Genomic DNA, 16745 nt, shown 5'->3' on the forward strand with positions numbered 1-16745 from the left:
CTCGCGCGAGGCGGTCCGTTAAATGTAATACATCAGATTGGGCTGCGCCTTGGCATCGCGCCAATCGCTCAAATCTTGCAGCGTGTATTGCTGCAGGACTGTCTTGGCACTGGCGTAAACGTCTTTCCAAACTTCAGCAACGACTGCGCGCTCAACGGTCTGGTGCGTGGCACCATCCGTTGCCTGAGACTCGGACCCTTCTAGGCAGTCAATAACATCCAACAGCGCAATACAGCCGGGTTCCTGGGCTAGCAAGTAGCCGCCCTTAGCCCCTCGCTGGCTGCGAACGAACCCACCGCGCCGGAGCGTCGCCAGGAGTTGCTCTAAGTAACGTTCGGGAATGCCCTGTTGCGCGGCAATTTGACGGATCTGGAGCGGTTCTTGTTGGCGGTAGCGACCGGTTAACGCCAGCAGTGCCAGGAGGGCGTACTCTGTCTTGCACGACAGTTCCACGGGTTTCAACCTTGCCGGTCTTGGGCGCTCGCGTCCAGTATATCCCCCCCAATGGCAGAAAAGCCCCATCGGAGCGATGGGGCTAAGTATATGCTGCGGGGTTCCCTGGCAAGTCCTAGAACTGGAAGGTCGTCCGGATCGTGCCCAGGAATGCATTGTCATCGCTATTGCCAGCCGGGGCACCCAGCCAAACGAGGCCCGGCGTGATAGAGAGCCGCTCGGTGAGCTGGTAGCGGTAAAAGGCCTCGATGTGGAGCGCTGTATCGTCAACACCGCCCACGTAGGGCTCGGAGCCAACCACCAGGCCACCCAGATTGCCTTCACCCCCTAGATCAGGGAAGGCGGCACCGAGCGAGTAGTACCAGATTTCGGCGTCTTCCGGTGTTGACGCTGGCGTGCCGCGCTCTTCGGCCTTGGTGAATCCGCCGTAGGCATTAAGCGTAACGCTATCGCTCAGTTTGAGCGACCCTTCGATGCCGAACGAATTGGTGATGGCATTGCCCCCTAAGAAGGCATTGACATTATCGGCAGTACGCGTTCCAGTATTGATGGTAAAGAGGGATCCATCATCAACGTAGGCATTGACATACGTCAATCCTAGTTTGAAGCGATCACCGAGGTAAGCGATCTGACCCAGCGCCGAATACCCACCGTTGAAGAGACCGTTGCCAGGTTGAGCGCTGAATTGATCGGCAGTCCCCAGATAGCCTGCCGTCAGCTTCAGGTTCTCGGCCAGCTCGTAGTTGACACCGACACCACCGCCGAACTCATTAATTTTATAAATTGGGCTCGATTCTGCAAAGTTCGATATGGCGTTGTTGGCACCAGTAACGCCTTCGAGGTATGGACTTAGGGTCGGTGCGTAGTCCTGGTGCAGTGCGCCGGCAGCTGGCAAATAGACGCGACTGTTTTCAGTCGGCGAGAAGTAGTAAGCTAACCATCCCAATATGGCTTCATTATCAGTCGACCCCGTAAAGGTTGGAAGCCCCTGGTTGACACCGCTTGGGAATGGATTGTTAGCGCCTCCAAAATCAATGCGCGTAAAGAGTCGATCCGTACCAGTAAAGCTGCTCTCAAGCAGTAGGCGAACGCGATTCTGGAAAACTGTCTCGCCGTCGATGTCGGTACCTGCAATTGAGCCGTTGCTGAAAGTATCGGTCAGCGCAAAGACAACTTCCCCGGAAAGTTTGGTGGTGGTGGAAAACTGATTCTCCTCCAGCGTGGCAACGCGGCCTTCCAGATTGTCCACGCGCGTGCCCAGCGTGGCAAGCTCGGCCTCGAACTCCTCCACCAAGCGTTGCAGCGTTTGCAGGTCTTTCTCGCCCACTGTCTGCTGCTTTAGGGCCTGCAGGCAGGCGTTGAGGCCAGCGGCAAACTCGTAGCGCGTCAGCGCGCGGTTGCCACGGAAGCTCTGGTCCGGGTAGCCCTCGATGCAGCCATAGGTCTCGACCAAGTTGCGCAGGGCCTCAAACGCCCAGGCGTCCGGGGAGAAATCGCGCAGCTGCGAGACGCTGTTGACTTGACTCTGGGCGCGATCACCTTGGTTGCTGTAGGCCTCGATGCGATCGAGTGACTGCGTTGGGCTAGCGGGATCTGCCGACGCTGCTGTCCCTGTTAGCGCGGCCAACGCCGTTGCGGTTAGGGCTGTCGGCGCGAGGGCCAATGGCCTTTTAGGCGACTGCATGTTTCCTCCTCACCCAAACAAATAAGGTTGGGGGCCATTGTCGGGCAGCCGCTCGCGCCAAACAGTGTTCTAGGTTACGTTTGAGGGCATCGATGGAGGAAGGTTGCAGCAGTGGCGGCAGCAGATAGGCTTAAAAGCGCCAGCCTCAGGAGCTGGCGCCATTCGCTGCTACGGGCAGCAAGCTGCTACTGAATGCTGGAGATGGTTTTGGCCATGTTGAAGTCGTTGTCGGTCAAACCGCCCACGCCGTGGCTAGTCAGCTCGATGGTGACTTTGTTGTAGGAAACGGCCAAATCCGGATGGTGCCCTGCCGACTCGGCTGGTTCGACGAGCTTGTTAACAAAGTTGACCGCTTCAACAAAGTTGCCCAGCTCGCGCGTGCACTGAATTTTATTGCCCGCTCGCTGCCACTCGTCGGACAGCTCGCTCATGCGCTGTTGAATTTGCGACTCATCTAGCAGTTGCACCATGGCAGTCCGTCCTTATCGCGATTGGCAGCTGCTGCTAGTCTAGAATAACGCCGCGATCACACCCGTAAAAAACTATCCGCCCCTGCGAGGAGCGCCTTAAAAGCGCTATGGCAGGGGCGGTCTAGCGGGTCTGTCTGAATTGAACCTGACTGCCGGGAGGAACCCGTTACAGCCAGCTTACCTGCCTCCGCAGAGGCAAACCACTGGCTGTTAGCGAACAGCCCCGGCGCACAGCCGGCTAACCTCAACCAGCAGACCCATGCGTTTACTACTACTTGCCATTGGCATCACCTCCTGGATCGCCTGTGCGGCTCATTCGAGCTGTTGATGTACTTAGCGCAGCTTAACACAGTTGCCTGCAAGCTGCGCCACCGCGCAAAAAGCCCCTACCGCTGGGGTAGGGGCTCGAGAGGGCGCTAGGCGCAAGCACTACAGCGCGTTACCGCGCGGTAGAACTTCTTCAGGGAATTGGAAGTTCTGGTGAGGCTGGTCTTTGGGCGCCAGCCAGGCGCGCAGGCCCTCGTTGAGCAGGATGTTTTTGGTGTAGAAGGTCTCGAACTCGGGATCTTCAGCAGCCTGGATTTCCTGCGAGACGAAATCGTAGGCCCGCAAGTTGACGCCCAGCCCTACGATGCCAACGCTGGCCATCCACAGGCCCGTGACGGGGACAAACAGCATGAAGAAGTGCAGCCAGCGCTTGTTCGAGAACGCGATCCCAAAGATCTGGGACCAGAAGCGGTTGGCCGTCACCATGCTGTAGGTTTCCTCGCCCTGGGTGGGGTCGAAGCCGCGGAAGGTCGTCGAGTTCTGCTTGTCGTCTTCAAACAGGGTGTTCTCCACCGTAGCGCCGTGAATGGCGCACAGCAGAGCCCCACCAAGGACGCCGGCGACGCCCATCATGTGGAAGGGATTGAGCGTCCAGTTGTGGAAGCCCTGGAAGAACAAGATGAAGCGGAAGATGCCGGCAACCCCAAAACTCGGGGCAAAGAACCAGCTGGATTGGCCCAGCGGGTACATCAAAAAGACGCTGACAAAGACCGCAATGGGGGCACTAAAGGCGATCGCGTTGTAGGGGCGAACCCCGACCAGACGCGAAATCTCAAACTGGCGCAGCATGAACCCAATCAATGCCAGGGCGCCATGGAGGGCGGTAAACGTCCACAGCCCGCCAATCTGACACCAGCGGGCAAAATCCCATTGGGCTTCAGGGCCCCACAGGAACAGCAGGGAGTGAGCCATGCTGTCTGGCGGTGTGGACACGGCGACAGTGAGGAAGTTGGCGCCCTCGAGGTATGAGCTCGCCAACCCGTGGGTGTACCACGACGTCACGAAGGTGGTGCCGGTAAGCCAGGCACCGATAGCTAGGTAGGCACAAGGAAACAGAAGCAGGCCGGACCAACCGACAAAGACGAACCGGTCGCGTTTGAGCCAGTCGTCTAGGACCTCAAACCAGCCTCGCTGTTGTTGCGCGCTTCCTACTGCGATAGTCATAACGCAATCTCCCGATGAGGACTCCTTCTTTCCGCACCCGGGTCCTACCGACCAGATTAAGCGATAGGCCCTCAGGTTGAAAAGAAAGTTTACGTAGGCTTATATAAGATATTAAAGGAGAAGCAGCTCGTTTGTCACTAGCTGCCCCAGCCGCCCTACCAGGCACCGTCGCGCTAAGCTGCCGTCTGGCGCGGCATTTGTGATAATCGGAGGCGGCGTTTCGGAAGGCCTTGCATGTTTACCATCGATCTGACCCTGAAAAACAGCTCCTTGCCGCTGTCCGTGCAGCGCAAGGACGCTGCCGATGCCGAAGCCCTCTACCGGCACGTGCTGGAGGCGATGCGCTCCCAGGATAGTTCTCTGGTAGAGCTCAGCTGCGAGCGGCAGCCGGATAAAAAGATCGGCGTGCTCAGCGATCAAATCAGCGCAGTCGTGGTCTCGCCTCAGTCCGGTCCCTCAACCCAGAACCGCGCGCCCGGTTTCTTCGCTGCCAGCGAAGCGCAATCTGCCTGAGCGCCGGTCGTTTGGGGGAAACGCCATGGCCCGCACCGCCATTGGGGCCGATCGCCTGACCTTCCGGTGGGACCGCCGGCAGGAAGCGGCTTTGCAGGCCTGTTCGCTGACTGTGCCGCAGGGCAAGTTCTGGATGCTTTTGGGCACCAATGGCAGCGGCAAATCGACCCTGCTGCGCGTACTGGCAGGCTTGCTGCAACCGGATTCGGGCAGTTGCGAGGTTGCTGCGCCGTTGGGGCTAGTGTTCCAAAATCCCGACCACCAACTGGTCATGCCCACTGCAGGGGCAGATGTGGCTTTTGGGTTGGTGGCCGAACGGCTCGAGCTCCGGCAGATCCGCGAGCGCGTGGCCCGGGCCCTTGCCGCTGTGGATTTGCTCGAGCTGCAGCAGCGCCCCATTTATGCGCTAAGCGGCGGGCAAAAGCAGCGGATCGCCCTAGCTGGCGCGATCGCGCGTCAGAGCCAAACGATTTTGTTCGATGAGCCAACGGCCCTGCTCGATCCGCAAACGCAGGCTGAGTTTGTCGCCCGCGTCCGCGCGCTGGTCGACGAGCGCGGCATGAGCGCGCTTTGGGTAACTCACCGCCTGGATGAGCTCAGCTACTGCGATGGGGCCTTCCTGCTCGAATCCGGGCGCGTTACCGACTGGGGCGATCCGCAACGGCTGCGGCAAGTGCTGCTGCAGTCCATGAAAGACGGTTGAGCTGTCCTTGCAGCCGCTTGGGCGCCATCGAGCGCGAATTGAGGCATTGACGCGCCTGGGCGACACCGTTATGGTTGAAGTTGGCCCGTCAAGGGCCACTCAAGCGTGCCCCCATCGTCTAGCGGCCTAGGACACCTCCCTTTCACGGAGGAGACAGGGATTCGAATTCCCTTGGGGGTATCGAGCGGCACTGGCTCTGGCGAGCTGGTGCCGCTTGGTTTAGGTTGCAGCCCGTTCGGCAACCCGCTGGCGAACGGCTTCCAGATTGGCCGCGAGATCCTGCCGGAGGCGCCGCGCGATCGCGGCGACCGGCAGCGTCCGCTTGGGCCGGACCGTCACGGTATAGGCGAGCTCAGTTTGGGGCGGATCGGCTGCTAGCGGATGCAGCTGCCAGGCGCCTGAAAATTCCTGAAAATCGCCTTCGACGAGGGCAAAGCGGATCTGGTCGGGAAAATCCTCCTCTAAATCGAGGACGACCCGCGCGCGGATATCGAGCCCCAACGCACGCTGCGCCCCAATTTGCTCCAAGCGGATGCCGCCATCCGGGCGCTCGAGCCGATTGCTCGCGCTCAAGTTGGGGATGAACTCTGCCAGAGCTTCGTAGTCGGTCAGGACGGCCCAAATGGCTTCGGGAGCAGCCTCGATGGGCGTTCGGGCGGTAATGCACCGCCTGCGCCGCTCGAGCGTTTCGGTCTCGACGGCAACAGCCTCTGTGCCCTCGGATGCGCCGTTTGGGCTGGCTTGGGGTGGCTCGATCGCGGCAACCAGGCTGTCGGGCTAGGTCGCCGGGGCATTGTGCCGCAAAATGCAGGGACTGTCGGCACTGGCTGATCGCGGCGTCACGGGATTGGCTCCGGCGGGCGTGCGATACATTAGCCAGGCGGCCCGTTGGGCCCGCGGCCGCCCAATGGCGACGAGCGAACTGCACCCAGTAAAGCGGAGGCAGCGCGCATGCTGTTCAAATCGACAACGCGGCACGTCCGCATCTACACGGCTGAAGTCCAAGACAACGAGCTCGTCAGCAGCGACAGCGCCCTGACGCTCGATGTCGATCCGGATAACGAGTTCGACTGGAACGAGCAGGCCCTGCAAAAGGTCTATCGCAAGTTCGACGCCCTGGTTGAGTCTTACAGCGGGCGCGATCTGAGCGAGTACAACCTCCGGCGCATCGGTTCGGATTTGGAGCACTACATCCGCTCGCTGCTGTTTGCCGGCGAGCTCGACTATAACCTCGACAGCCGGACGTTGAACTACAGCATGGGGTTGCCCCACCAGGCGGTCCCGGGCAGCGAAGGCAACTACTACCAATAGGGCTGCTAGGGCGTGGCTCCAACCGATTCGGGGGCGGGGTAGGAAATGGCGGTGCCCGAGAACTCGCCCGCACTCGTTGATGCCATTGCGACGCGCATTGCCACGGCGCCGCAGCAGCGCATCTCGTTTGCCGAATACATGGACTGGGTGCTCTATCACCCGCAGCATGGGTATTACGGCGGCGGGAATGCAGCCATTGGGGCCGAGGGGGATTTTTTTACGGCTGCCTCCTTGGGCAGTGACTGGGGCGAGCTGCTGGCCGAACAGTTCGCCGAGATGTGGGCGGTTTTGGGCTGCCCCCAGCCGTTTTCGCTCGTGGAGGTGGGCGCCGGCCAAGGGCAGTTGGCTGCCGATATCCTGCACCACTTGCAGCAGCACCAACCGCAACTGCTGGCCGCGCTCGACTACACCATCGTCGAGCAAGCCCCAGCGCTGGCGGCACGCCAGCAGGAGCGCTTGCAACCCTGGCGCGATCACGGCGTTGCCATCCAGTGGCGCTCGCTCGAGGCCATCCCGCCCGATAGCCTCACGGGCTGCGTCTTTGCCAACGAGGTCGCCGATGCGCTGCCCGTCCACCGCGTCACCCTTGAAGGCGGCCGGCTGCGCGAAATTTACGTCACCACTGCCTCGGGCCAGAACGGACCGTTCGCCGAGACCAGCGGCGAGCCTTCCACGCCGCGGTTGGCCCAGTACTTGCGCTGGGTGGGAGTCGAGCTGCCTTCACCGGCGTATCCCGAGGGTTACCGTACCGAGGTCAACCTGGCGGCCCTGGATTGGTTGCAGGCCATTGCCGAGCGCCTGCATCGCGGCTACATGCTGATCGTCGATTACGGCTACAGCGCCCAGCGCTACTACAGCCCGCAGCGGCATCAGGGAACGCTGCAGTGCTACACCCAGCACCAGCGCAACGCCCATCCCTACGCGGGCATCGGTCGGCAGGACATGACGGCGCATGTGGACTGGACGGCGCTGCAACAACAGGGCGAGGCGTGCCGGCTGGCGACCTTGGGACTGACCCAACAGGGCCCGTTTTTAATGGCGCTGGGCTTGGGTGATCGCCTGGCGGCCCTCTCGGACGGCAATTGGGATGTCTCGACAGCGCTGCGGCGCCGGGACGCCTTACACCAGCTCATCGATCCCGCCGGGTTGGGGAACTTTGGCGTTTTGATCCAAGCCAAAGGCCTGAGCGAAGCGGAGCGCCACCGTTCGCTCAAGGGGTTGCAAACGCCTTAGTCTCCGGCCCCCGATACCCTAGCGATCGAGCGAGCGCGCGAGCGACCGCCATGAAACTTGCCTCCCTCGAGACCACTCCCAACCCCAACTGCATGAAGCTCAACCTGGATGAAGTGATCGCGGATCAGCCCCTAACCCTCAAGCCTGATCGCCGCCCGGAAGGCGTCCCCTCCGCTGTGGCGAAGCTGATCGAGATTCAAGGCGTGCAAGAAGCATTTTTGGCCCAAGATTTTGTCACGCTCACGCGCCAGGGCAATGCCGATTGGGAGCCCATTCTGGCCTCAGCGGCCCGGGTGCTGGGCATTGCCAAAGGCGCCGATGCCGAGCTGCTGGCCCGCTCCCAGTCGGCGGCTGGCGGCGAAGCAACGACCGACAGTCAAGCCCGCTCCAGCGCTCCTGCCGCTAGTGCCGGTGAGGAGCCAGCCTTGGGCGAGGTGGAAGTGGCCGTGCTCTACTTCCGCGGCATTCCCACCCAGGTGCGCGCCACTGGCGCCGAGGCGCAAGCTCGCACTGCGCTGCCGGATCGCTTTAACGAGACCATGCAGCGCGTTGTGGAAGCCACCGGGGCCAACTACGTTTTCGAGCGCCATTGGGAGCCCTACGGCTCGCGCTACGGCCAACCCCAGGAGGTGGCCGATATGGTCGCCGAGGAGCTGGATAGCGCCATCGATGGCGAGCGGCTCGCCCGCATCGAGCGGGCGGCGGCCCAAGGCACGCCAGCCGCGGAGCCGGACGAAACGGCAGCCCAGCGGGCCGAAGCGCTCGCGCAGCTGCGCAGCGACGATTGGAAGGAGCGGCTCAAAGCCATCCAAATCCTCGATATTGACGCCGAGACGTTTCCAGCCATCGTTGAGGCCCTCCAAGATCCGCGAGCGGCCGTCCGCCGCTGGGCCGCTGTCCTGCTAGGCGGCAGCGAGATGCCCGAGGCTATCGAGCCGTTGAGCGAGCTAGCCTGTCGTGATCGCTCGGCGATCGTTCGCCGCACTGCCGGCGATGCGCTTAGCGACTTGGGCGATCCGCGCGCGACGCCCACCATGGGCCAGCTGCTGGGCGATCCCTCCAAGCTCGTCCGCTGGCGAGCGGCGCGCTTTCTCAACGAAAGTGGGGACCAGCGTGCCCTCGAAACCCTGCAACAGGCCATCGAGCGCGAGTGTGAATTCGACGTGCGCCTGGAGATGAACGCAGCGCTCGAGCGCATCCGCAGCGGTGGCGAGCGCCAGCTCCCCATGTGGATGCGCCTCTCGCAAAGCGGCAATCAGCCAGCCGGATAGAGCACGGTTAGCGCCCCCAGCAGCAGCGCTTCCGTCCACTCCACGACGGCACCGTAGGTATCGCCAGTGTGGCCGCCCAAGCGCCAGGCAAACCAGGCGCCGACCGCAGCGGCGATGGCGGCACCGGCCGGGATGGCTGCCAGTGCCGCCCAACCACCCCCTGGCGACTGCCAGACCCCCAACCCGCCGAGCACCAGCAGGCCCGCCAGGCCCAGCAGCAGGTCCTGAGGCAGGCGCAGGGCGGGCCGGTGAAAGGCGCCCTTGCCTGCGGCCTTGAGGTAGGGATAGCCCGCGATCGCCGCGACCAGCCCCCAGCGTCCCCAACCCGCCGCTGCCATTAAAGCCCAGCTGCGCCCGGCTGTCAGCTCGCTCAGCGCCAGCGTTTTGAACCCTAGCAGCACGATGGCGGCCATAACGCCAAAGGCCCCGGTGGTGCTATCGGCCATAACGGCCAAGCGCCGCTGGGGATCGGTTGCGGCCAGGCCATCGGCCGCGTCCATGGCGCCATCGAGGTGGAGGCCGCCGGTCAGGGCGAGCCACACGGCAACCAGCAACGCGCTGCGCGCGAGCGGGGGCATTCCCACTCCGGCCAGCGCGACATCCAATCCGGCCACAATCCCGCCTATGGCTATCCCGATCCAAGGCGCCCAGCGGGCGACCTGCTCCCAGGCAATGGGCCAGTGCCGGGGTAGCGGAATGGCGGTAAAAAAGACGATGGCCCCCAGCAAGGAGGCGACCCACCCAGGCAGTTGCGGGCGTGGCATATTGGCTCGCGATCGCAATAACTGTTGGACTGGGGCTGGTGCAGCCGCCAGCGAGTCAGGGATCCCGCGCTTTGGCATTTGGATTTCAACGCCAGGCCCAGTGCAGCCAAACGCACGCTCGCGTGGGGCGTTTTTGCACGCCGCACGGCGCCGTTGAGACCCCCTGCTTTATGCCAGTGGGGACGCTCGCGAGCGTCAAAGGGATGACGCCGGCCCAGCTGCATGCTGCGGGCACCCAGATGCTGTTGGCCAATACTTACCACTTGCACCAGCAACCCGGCGAGGCAATCGTCGAGCGCGCGGGCGGCCTGCATGCCTTTATGGCCTGGGACGGCCCGATTCTGACCGACTCAGGCGGCTTTCAGGTCTTTAGCTTGGGTGATTGCCGCCAGGTGAGCGACGCCGGCGTGACGTTCCGCTCGCCGCGCAGCGGCCAAACCATCGAGATGACGCCCGAGCGGGCCACGGCCATCCAAAACGCGCTGGGGGCCGATGTCATCATGGCCTTCGATTGCTGCCCGCCCTATCCGGCCGACCGCGCGGTCATTGAGGCGGCAACGGCCCGAACGAATGCCTGGTTGCAGCGCTGCATTGCAACCCACCAGCGCCCGGGCGAGCAGGCCCTGTTTGGCATCGTTCAGGGCGGCGCGCATCCGGATTTGCGCGCGGCAGCTGCCCGGGCCGTCACCGATTGCGATTTACCCGGTTACGCCATTGGGGGCGTGAGCGTCGGCGAGCCAGTCGAGACCATCCGGGCCATTGTCGGCAAGACAGCGCCCCTGCTGCCTGCCGACAAACCCCGCTACCTGATGGGGGTAGGCACCTACCGCGAGATGGCCCACGCGATCGCCAGCGGGGTGGATTTGTTCGACTGCGTCCTGCCAACGCGGTTGGGCCGCCATGGGGCAGCGCTGGTGCGAGGAGAGCGCTGGAACCTGAAAAATGCGCGCTTTCGTCAGGACTGGGCTGCCTTGGACGGGGACTGCGCTTGCTATACGTGCCAGACCTTTAGCCGGGCCTACCTCCATCACCTGATTCGGGCGGGCGAGCTGCTGAGCGGTACGCTGCTATCGCTGCACAACATCACCGAGCTCGTGCGCTTCACCGAGCGCTTGCGCGCGGCCATCCGGCGCGATCGCCTGACAGCCGAGCTGACTGCTTGGGTCGATCCCCCCGCTCGGGCGGCCCCGGAGTCGTGTTAATCTACTGAGGCAGCACGCGAGCCACCGGCCGCAACGGCCGTACTGCCTTATGGAAGCAGGCATTCTCCTGGCCAAACTGCCCGAGGCCTACTCGGCTTTCAAACCGCTAGTTGACGTCCTGCCGCTAATCCCACTGTTTTTCCTGCTGCTTGCGTTTGTCTGGCAGGCGGCGGTCGGATTCCGTTAGGCCGACCGGGTGCCGATGTTTTTTTGAAACGCTTCTCGCTGCGAGAGGCGCTCGAGGTAGGCCTGCAGCTGGGGATGCCCGTCAAAGGTCAAGCCCAACATCAGCTGGGCGTAAGTCAGATAGGCCCCTACGGCTACATCCGCTGCCGTCAGCTCCTCGCCCAGTAGAAACGAGCGTTCCCCCAAGGTTTGCTCGAGCGGCGCGAGTAGCTTGGGCATCTCGCGCTCCCGAGCCGACTCCATAAACAGGTTGGGCGCGAGCGTGGCATTGGCAAAGATGACCCACTGCGCCGTTTCCATGCGCGCTTGCAGCGCATGGGCCGTCAGCTCGCCCGCTTTCTCGGCCAAATACAGCAGGATGGCGCCCGATTCCCACAGCTTGAGGCCGCCATCGGTAATTGCGGGCACTTTACCGACCGGATTGATCTCCAAAAAGGCAGGCTGCCGGTGCTCGCCTGCCTCCATATCGAGCTGAACGAACTCGTAGTCCAGCCCTTTTTCCTCCAGGTACCAGTGCGCGATCGCGGCGCGGCTGCGGGCACCCCCGTAGAGCTTTAGCATGGCGTCGTCGGCACTCCCGCGCTCGTCTCCCGCCATTGTACCGGGCCGCGCTCAGGGCGAGTTGCTACGCTCGCCGGTAGCCGACAGTTGCTTGCCCGCACCCGTGGGGGGCTCGGTCCAGATAATCTGGCGCTGGGCGGGCCGCAGCAGGTGGGTTTGCTCGCGGACGATCGTGCCCGGGTGTTGCGGGTTGAGATTGTGGCCCAGGCGCTGGCGCAGGCGATCGACGCGCTGCTCGGTGCGCCCGAGATCGGCCTGCAACCGATCGAGCTGCTGCTGTTGCTGGCGGTAGATGGGCAGGAGTTGGTTCAGCGCCGCGATCGCCGCCGCAATCAGCAAGCTGTTAATGCCCAATTTGAGGCCGGCTTCAGCTGCCAGCGTCCGGCTGGCTGGCAGCTGCTGGCGGCGCTGGCGCGGCGCGCGGCGGCGGGACCGCGATCGCCGGGGGGTGGGCTCAGTGGGCGCCGGTGCGTTCATGGGGATCCCGCTTGCGCGCTCGCGCCCAGTATACACGCCGCGGACAAGGGGCCAACCCCCTCAGTGAGGGGAACTGCCCATGATGGTCCCGGCGCGTCAGTCCTGATTGGCTGCCGCCTATTTGTAAAGCTCGGTTGCCAGCCGGAATGCCAAAACCCCGGGCACGAGAGCGACAGCCAACGCAATCAAAACCTGAGCGTCTGACATCACAAAAACCCTCACTCGGCACGTCACTCTACCAAGGTGGGCGATCACAGTGGCATCGCGAAGCCATGCGTTACAAAACGCCACATTCGACCCCAGCACTCAGCCGTCAGGCAGCGGCGTTCCGGACGTTAGCCTAAGGAGCAGGCCCTCGAGCAGTTGAGCCGCTCCCTGCCAGCACGCATGTTAGACGCAGCTGCCGATCTCCCTGTAGAAGCCGGCCTGGAAACGCCATTTTTGCTGGCCGTACTGGTGGCCCTGGAGGTCGTGCTGTCGGCCGACAATGCGATCGCGCTGGCCGCGATCGCCCAAGGGCTGCCCGACAAGCAGCGCCAGCGCCAAGCGCTCAATTTCGGCCTGGTGGCCGCTTACGTGCTCCGGGTCGCGCTCATCTTAATGGCGAGCTGGGTCGTGCAGTTTTGGCAGTTTCAGGTTTTGGGCAGCCTGTACTTGCTGTGGTTGGCCATCAAGCATTTTGCCTGGCGGGGCGCGAGCGCCAACGGGACGAACCCGCGGCAGTTTGCCTCGTTCTGGCAGGTCATCCCCGCAATCGCGCTGGCCGATTTGGCCTTTTCGCTCGATAGTGTGACGACAGCGGTCGCCATTGCTGACGAAACGTGGCTGGTGGTGGCAGGCGGAACGATTGGTGTCATCGCGCTGCGCTTTTTGGCTGGCTGGTTCATTCAGTTGCTGAACGCGTTCGAGCGCCTCGAAGACGCCGGCTACCTCACGGTGGGCTTGGTGGGCCTGCGGTTGCTGGTGCGCGTGATCGCGCCCACCTGGGTACCGCCCGAGTGGGCCATGGTGGCCGTCGTTGGCTGCGCGTTCGCTTGGGGCTTTTCCAAGCGCACCTCACCAGCCCTAAAAGGCCCAGACGAGCGAGCCTCGCTGATTGCTAGAGAGTAGGGCCGTGGTAGCGTTGGCCCGAGCCGCGCAGTTGCATTGCCAAAAGACCAACGCCCAGTATGGCCATCGAGACGCCCGAGTGGGTCAAGCACGCGGTTTTTTATCACATTTTTCCTGATCGCTTTGCTCGCGGGAAACCGCCCCGCGGTGGCGCCCGCCCGTGGACCGATAGCGTTTCGTTCGAGCCCTGGATGGATCCCCCCACGCTAGGCGGCTACAAAGGCGGCGACCTCTGGGGCATCGCTGAGGGACTTGCCTACCTGCAAGATCTGGGCATCGATGCCATTTATCTGACCCCCATTTTTCGGGCGGCCTGCAATCACCGCTACCACACCCACGACTACTATCAGATCGATCCGCTACTCGGTGGCAACGAGGCGTTCCAAGCCTTGCGGGATGCGGCCCACCAGCGCGGCATCAAGATCGTGCTCGATGGGGTTTTTAATCATGCCAGTCGGGGCTTTTTCTACTTCCACGACATTCTGGAGAACGGCCCCCACTCCCCCTGGCTCGACTGGTTCAAAATCCGCGACTGGCCCGTATCGGCCTACGACGGCAGCAAGCCAGCTAACTACGATAGCTGGAGCGGCAATCGGGCGCTGCCCGAGTTCAACCACGACTGCGCCGCCGCCCGCGAGTACCTCATGCAGGTGGGCGAGTACTGGATCGCCCAGGGCATCGATGGTTGGCGCCTGGATGTACCCTTTGAGATTGAGGCACCTGGGTTTTGGCAGGAGTTCCGCCGGCGCGTTAAAGCCATCAACCCCGAGGCCTACCTGGTGGGCGAGATTTGGGGAGACGCCAGCGCCTGGCTGGATGGGACCCAGTTTGATGGGGTCATGAACTACCGCTTTTGCGGCCCGACAATCGCGTTTGCAGCGGGCGAGCGCGTCAGGCCCGAGTACGTCGAGCAGCCTGACTATGCTCCCTATCCGCCGCTGGATGCGGCGGGCTATGCCAGCGAGATTGCCACGTTGCTCGAGCTGTATCCGCGCGAAATTGGGCAGGCGCAACTCAACTTGCTCGACAGCCACGATACGGCCCGGCTGCTCACCATTGCAGGCGGCGATCGCGCCAGCATCCACCTTGCGACGCTACTGCTGATGACCTTTCCCGGCGCCCCCAGCATTTACTACGGCGATGAGGTGGGCCTGCCAGGCGGCCTGGACCCGGACTCGCGGCGCGGGTTCCCCCCGCACGCGCAATGGGATGGCGAAACGCGCCAAATCCATCAAGAGCTAATTGCACTGCGCCGCGCGCACCCGGCCCTGCACACTGGCGATTACCGCATCCTGCTGGCCGAGGGAGGGGTGTATGCGTTCGCGCGCGTTTTGGGGACAGCCGAGCTTATTGTGGCCGTCAACGCCGGGACCGAAGCGGTCTCAGTGGCTATTGAGGCCCCGTCCCTGCAATCCCAACCCGAGCGGCTGCGCTACGGCCGCGCCCAACTGAGCTGGGACGGCTCGACGCTGCAGTTGGACCTCCCAGCTCGCAGCGGCTGCGTCCTATCAAACGAATAGGATCGAGTCGCTTGTGCCTTCAGCGATCCCTGTTGTGACTGCGACCTCGCAATCGCCGTATCGGCCGCTCTACAAGCCCAACCAGCTCCTGTGCGGCACGGGGCAGGTTGCCATCGTGACCGGCTGGACGCGCAAAGACGCGGTGGGCAAGCATCTGGCGCCCAGCGAATACGCCGCGATCGGGCAGCTGTACTCGCCGGCACGCGGGGTGAACCTGCTAGCGCGCAACCTGCTGCTCAACCCGCAGGTTCGCTTTCTGGTGGTGCTGGAGGCCACGGCGGCTGATCGCAATGCCGGTGCGTGCCGGTGCTTGCTGGATTTTTTCCGCAACGGGTTTACCAGCGGCACTAGCGATGCCGGGCAGCCCTGCTGGGTGGTGCGATCGCCAGTCGCGGGCTATCTCGACGGCGAAATCCCGGCGGCAGCCCTAACGGCGTTGCGGCAGTCGGTTGCGTGCCGTGCGGCCAGCTCAATTGCCGAAGCCATCGAGCAAGCGCGCGCTTGCGCCCAGCAAGGACCGCTGCCGCCGTGGGGCGAGCCCCAGCAGTTTCCCATGCCCGAGGCGGCACCCACCGTTTACCCGGGGCCGCGCTACGGCCATCGCATTGAAGGCCGCACCATTGCCGAGACCTGGATCCAGCTGATCCACCGCGTCAAAACCACCGGCACAATCCGCCCGACCGCCTACGACGGGCAGTGGCAAGAGCTGATCGACCTCATGGCGATCGTCACGGCAGAACCCGAGGACTTTTACTTCCCCGAGCCCAATTACCTCCCCATCGGCCGCCCTTTCATCCAGGACTACATCAACGAAATCTTGGCGGATGCCGCCCCGCAAGCCGGCGTGCAGTACACCTACGGCCAGCGGCTGCGCTCCTGGTTCGGGCGCGACCAGATCGAGCAAGCCATTCAAACGCTAACCGCCGACCCCCACTCCACGCGGGCAGTCATGTCGCTTTGGGACGTGCGGGATGGCGAGGCCAGCGACAGTCCGCCTTGTCTCAATCACGTGTGGCTGCGCCTGGTTGAGGGGGAACTCTCGCTCACCGCGACCTTTCGCAGCAATGACCTATTCTCGGCCTGGCCGGCCAATGCCATGGGGTTGCGCGCCCTGCAGCAGTACGTGCGGGACCGGCTCAATGCCAGTAACAACGGCAGCATCCAGCTGGGACCGCTCATCACCCTCAGCCAAAGCGCCCACATCTACGACGATTGCTGGGAGAGTGCTGATCGCGCCATTCGGGAACACTACCCTCAGCTATGCCGCCAGCGCCATTACGCTGACCCCTGGGGGAACTTCATTATCAGCGTTCGAGCAGCGGATATTTTAGTCGAGCGCACCACCCCCCATAGCGGGGAAACGGTCGCGCACTACACTGGCACCTCGGCCCAGCAGCTCTACCGCGAGATTGCTGCCGACTGCCCGAGCTTGCAAGTCGAGCATGCGCTGTATTTAGGCACGGAGCTGCAAAAGGCCGAAACCGCTCTACGAGCCCCCGAGCGCTTTCGCTACGAACAGGATCGTCCCCTAGCGGACGTACAGAACGATTGATGGTACCCAAGCTGCACCATCCGTTCGGATCTGCGGAAGGTCGCTAGTGGTTGCGCGGGCCGCGACGGCGGCTGGCACGCCGGATCGCGCTTTGCCGGTCGCGCTGGCGGCTAGTGCGCCGGATCAGCCAATAGCTTGCTGCCAGGGCCAGTACGGCGATTGAGAGGGCGATTAGATCGCGGCTAGCACCTTCGCTGGAGTCAAAAATAATGATCTTGCGCGCGATCGCGATCAGCGAGGTAAT

At 63.1% G+C, this 16745-nt stretch carries 20 protein-coding genes and 1 tRNA gene; 11 read left to right on the plus strand and 10 right to left on the minus strand.

Annotation, left to right across the window (positions count from 1 at the left end):
- Nucleotides 1–18: 18 nt before the first annotated feature.
- From BRC58_08920 to psbD, 4 genes are all read right to left on the minus strand, one after another.
- The gene (locus BRC58_08920) at nt 19–522 is read right to left on the minus strand and encodes a transcriptional regulator (protein ID PSP16523.1); all 504 of its coding nucleotides are present in this window, start codon (nt 520–522) and stop codon (nt 19–21) included.
- 46 nt (nt 523–568) lie between these two features.
- A complete protein-coding gene (locus BRC58_08925; GenBank protein PSP16524.1) occupies nt 569–2137 on the minus strand; it encodes a hypothetical protein in 1569 nt (522 codons plus the stop codon).
- A 185-nt stretch (nt 2138–2322) separates the two neighbouring features.
- Entirely contained in the window at nt 2323–2607 is a 285-nt protein-coding gene (locus tag BRC58_08930) for a 4a-hydroxytetrahydrobiopterin dehydratase (GenBank protein PSP16525.1), read from the minus strand.
- A 429-nt stretch (nt 2608–3036) separates the two neighbouring features.
- Nucleotides 3037–4098, minus strand: coding sequence for a photosystem II D2 protein (photosystem q(a) protein) (gene psbD, locus BRC58_08935; GenBank protein PSP16526.1), 1062 nt, complete (start codon nt 4096–4098; stop codon nt 3037–3039).
- Nucleotides 4099–4332: 234 nt separating this feature from the next.
- Between psbD and BRC58_08940 the strand changes: the two genes are divergently transcribed.
- The 3 genes from BRC58_08940 to BRC58_08950 all read left to right on the plus strand — a co-directional run bounded on the left by BRC58_08940 (nt 4333) and on the right by BRC58_08950 (nt 5494).
- Nucleotides 4333–4611 carry a hypothetical protein gene (locus BRC58_08940; GenBank protein PSP16527.1) on the plus strand — a complete coding sequence of 93 codons (279 nt, stop codon included), beginning with the start codon at nt 4333–4335 and terminating at the stop codon, nt 4609–4611.
- Nucleotides 4612–4636: 25 nt separating this feature from the next.
- Nucleotides 4637–5314, plus strand: a complete 678-nt coding sequence (locus BRC58_08945) for a LuxR family transcriptional regulator (protein ID PSP16528.1) — start codon at nt 4637–4639, stop codon at nt 5312–5314.
- A 107-nt stretch (nt 5315–5421) separates the two neighbouring features.
- A tRNA-Glu gene (locus BRC58_08950) sits at nt 5422–5494 on the plus strand.
- Nucleotides 5495–5533: 39 nt separating this feature from the next.
- Here BRC58_08950 and BRC58_08955 read toward each other — a convergent pair.
- Nucleotides 5534–6082 carry a cyclase gene (locus BRC58_08955; GenBank protein ID PSP16529.1) on the minus strand — a complete coding sequence of 183 codons (549 nt, stop codon included), beginning with the start codon at nt 6080–6082 and terminating at the stop codon, nt 5534–5536.
- A gap of 183 nt (nt 6083–6265) precedes the next feature.
- Here BRC58_08955 and BRC58_08960 point away from each other — a divergent pair, with 183 nt between their 5' ends.
- The 3 genes from BRC58_08960 to BRC58_08970 are packed head-to-tail and all read left to right on the plus strand — an operon-like array spanning nt 6266 to nt 9129.
- Nucleotides 6266–6625: an NAD(P)H-quinone oxidoreductase gene (locus BRC58_08960; protein PSP16542.1), complete on the plus strand. Its 360-nt coding sequence runs from the start codon at nt 6266–6268 to the stop codon at nt 6623–6625.
- A gap of 45 nt (nt 6626–6670) precedes the next feature.
- Complete coding sequence (locus BRC58_08965; protein ID PSP16530.1) at nt 6671–7858, plus strand: hypothetical protein; 1188 nt, start codon at nt 6671–6673, stop codon at nt 7856–7858.
- 50 nt (nt 7859–7908) lie between these two features.
- Complete coding sequence (locus tag BRC58_08970; protein PSP16531.1) at nt 7909–9129, plus strand: PBS lyase; 1221 nt, start codon at nt 7909–7911, stop codon at nt 9127–9129.
- Here BRC58_08970 and BRC58_08975 read toward each other — a convergent pair.
- Nucleotides 9114–9893, minus strand: coding sequence for an adenosylcobinamide-GDP ribazoletransferase (locus tag BRC58_08975; protein ID PSP16532.1), 780 nt, complete (start codon nt 9891–9893; stop codon nt 9114–9116). The genes BRC58_08970 and BRC58_08975 overlap by 16 nt on opposite strands.
- A gap of 71 nt (nt 9894–9964) precedes the next feature.
- Between BRC58_08975 and BRC58_08980 the strand changes: the two genes are divergently transcribed.
- Complete coding sequence (locus BRC58_08980; protein ID PSP16533.1) at nt 9965–11095, plus strand: tRNA guanosine(34) transglycosylase Tgt; 1131 nt, start codon at nt 9965–9967, stop codon at nt 11093–11095.
- A 49-nt stretch (nt 11096–11144) separates the two neighbouring features.
- Nucleotides 11145–11282 (plus strand): photosystem II reaction center protein K, encoded by a 138-nt coding sequence (locus BRC58_08985; GenBank protein ID PSP16534.1) that lies wholly within the window; start codon nt 11145–11147, stop codon nt 11280–11282.
- On the opposite strand, the gene BRC58_08990 is transcribed toward BRC58_08985, so the two are convergent.
- From BRC58_08990 to BRC58_09000, 3 genes are all read right to left on the minus strand, one after another.
- On the minus strand, nt 11279–11842 hold the full coding sequence (locus BRC58_08990; protein PSP16543.1) for a glutathione S-transferase: 564 nt from the start codon (nt 11840–11842) through the stop codon (nt 11279–11281). The genes BRC58_08985 and BRC58_08990 overlap by 4 nt on opposite strands.
- 51 nt (nt 11843–11893) lie before the next feature.
- Nucleotides 11894–12319, minus strand: coding sequence for a hypothetical protein (locus tag BRC58_08995; protein PSP16535.1), 426 nt, complete (start codon nt 12317–12319; stop codon nt 11894–11896).
- A gap of 117 nt (nt 12320–12436) precedes the next feature.
- Nucleotides 12437–12529, minus strand: a complete 93-nt coding sequence (locus BRC58_09000; GenBank protein ID PSP16544.1) for a photosystem I reaction center subunit XII — start codon at nt 12527–12529, stop codon at nt 12437–12439.
- Between the two features lie 177 nt (nt 12530–12706).
- Here BRC58_09000 and BRC58_09005 point away from each other — a divergent pair, with 177 nt between their 5' ends.
- Genes BRC58_09005 through BRC58_09015 form a run of 3 tightly spaced genes read left to right on the plus strand, consistent with a single transcriptional unit; the run spans nt 12707 to nt 16501 of the window.
- Nucleotides 12707–13429 carry a hypothetical protein gene (locus BRC58_09005; protein ID PSP16536.1) on the plus strand — a complete coding sequence of 241 codons (723 nt, stop codon included), beginning with the start codon at nt 12707–12709 and terminating at the stop codon, nt 13427–13429.
- Between the two features lie 59 nt (nt 13430–13488).
- The gene (locus BRC58_09010; GenBank protein PSP16537.1) at nt 13489–14949 is read left to right on the plus strand and encodes an alpha-amylase; all 1461 of its coding nucleotides are present in this window, start codon (nt 13489–13491) and stop codon (nt 14947–14949) included.
- A 34-nt stretch (nt 14950–14983) separates the two neighbouring features.
- The gene (locus BRC58_09015) at nt 14984–16501 is read left to right on the plus strand and encodes a thymidylate synthase (protein ID PSP16538.1); all 1518 of its coding nucleotides are present in this window, start codon (nt 14984–14986) and stop codon (nt 16499–16501) included.
- A gap of 43 nt (nt 16502–16544) precedes the next feature.
- Here the strand turns inward: BRC58_09015 and BRC58_09020 are convergent.
- A partial coding sequence (locus BRC58_09020) for a hypothetical protein (GenBank protein PSP16539.1) occupies nt 16545–16745 on the minus strand: 201 nt, incomplete at its 5' end.

Source organism: Cyanobacteria bacterium QS_8_64_29, from assembly GCA_003022125.1.
In the GTDB taxonomy this organism is placed as follows: domain Bacteria; phylum Cyanobacteriota; class Cyanobacteriia; order Cyanobacteriales; family Rubidibacteraceae; genus QS-8-64-29.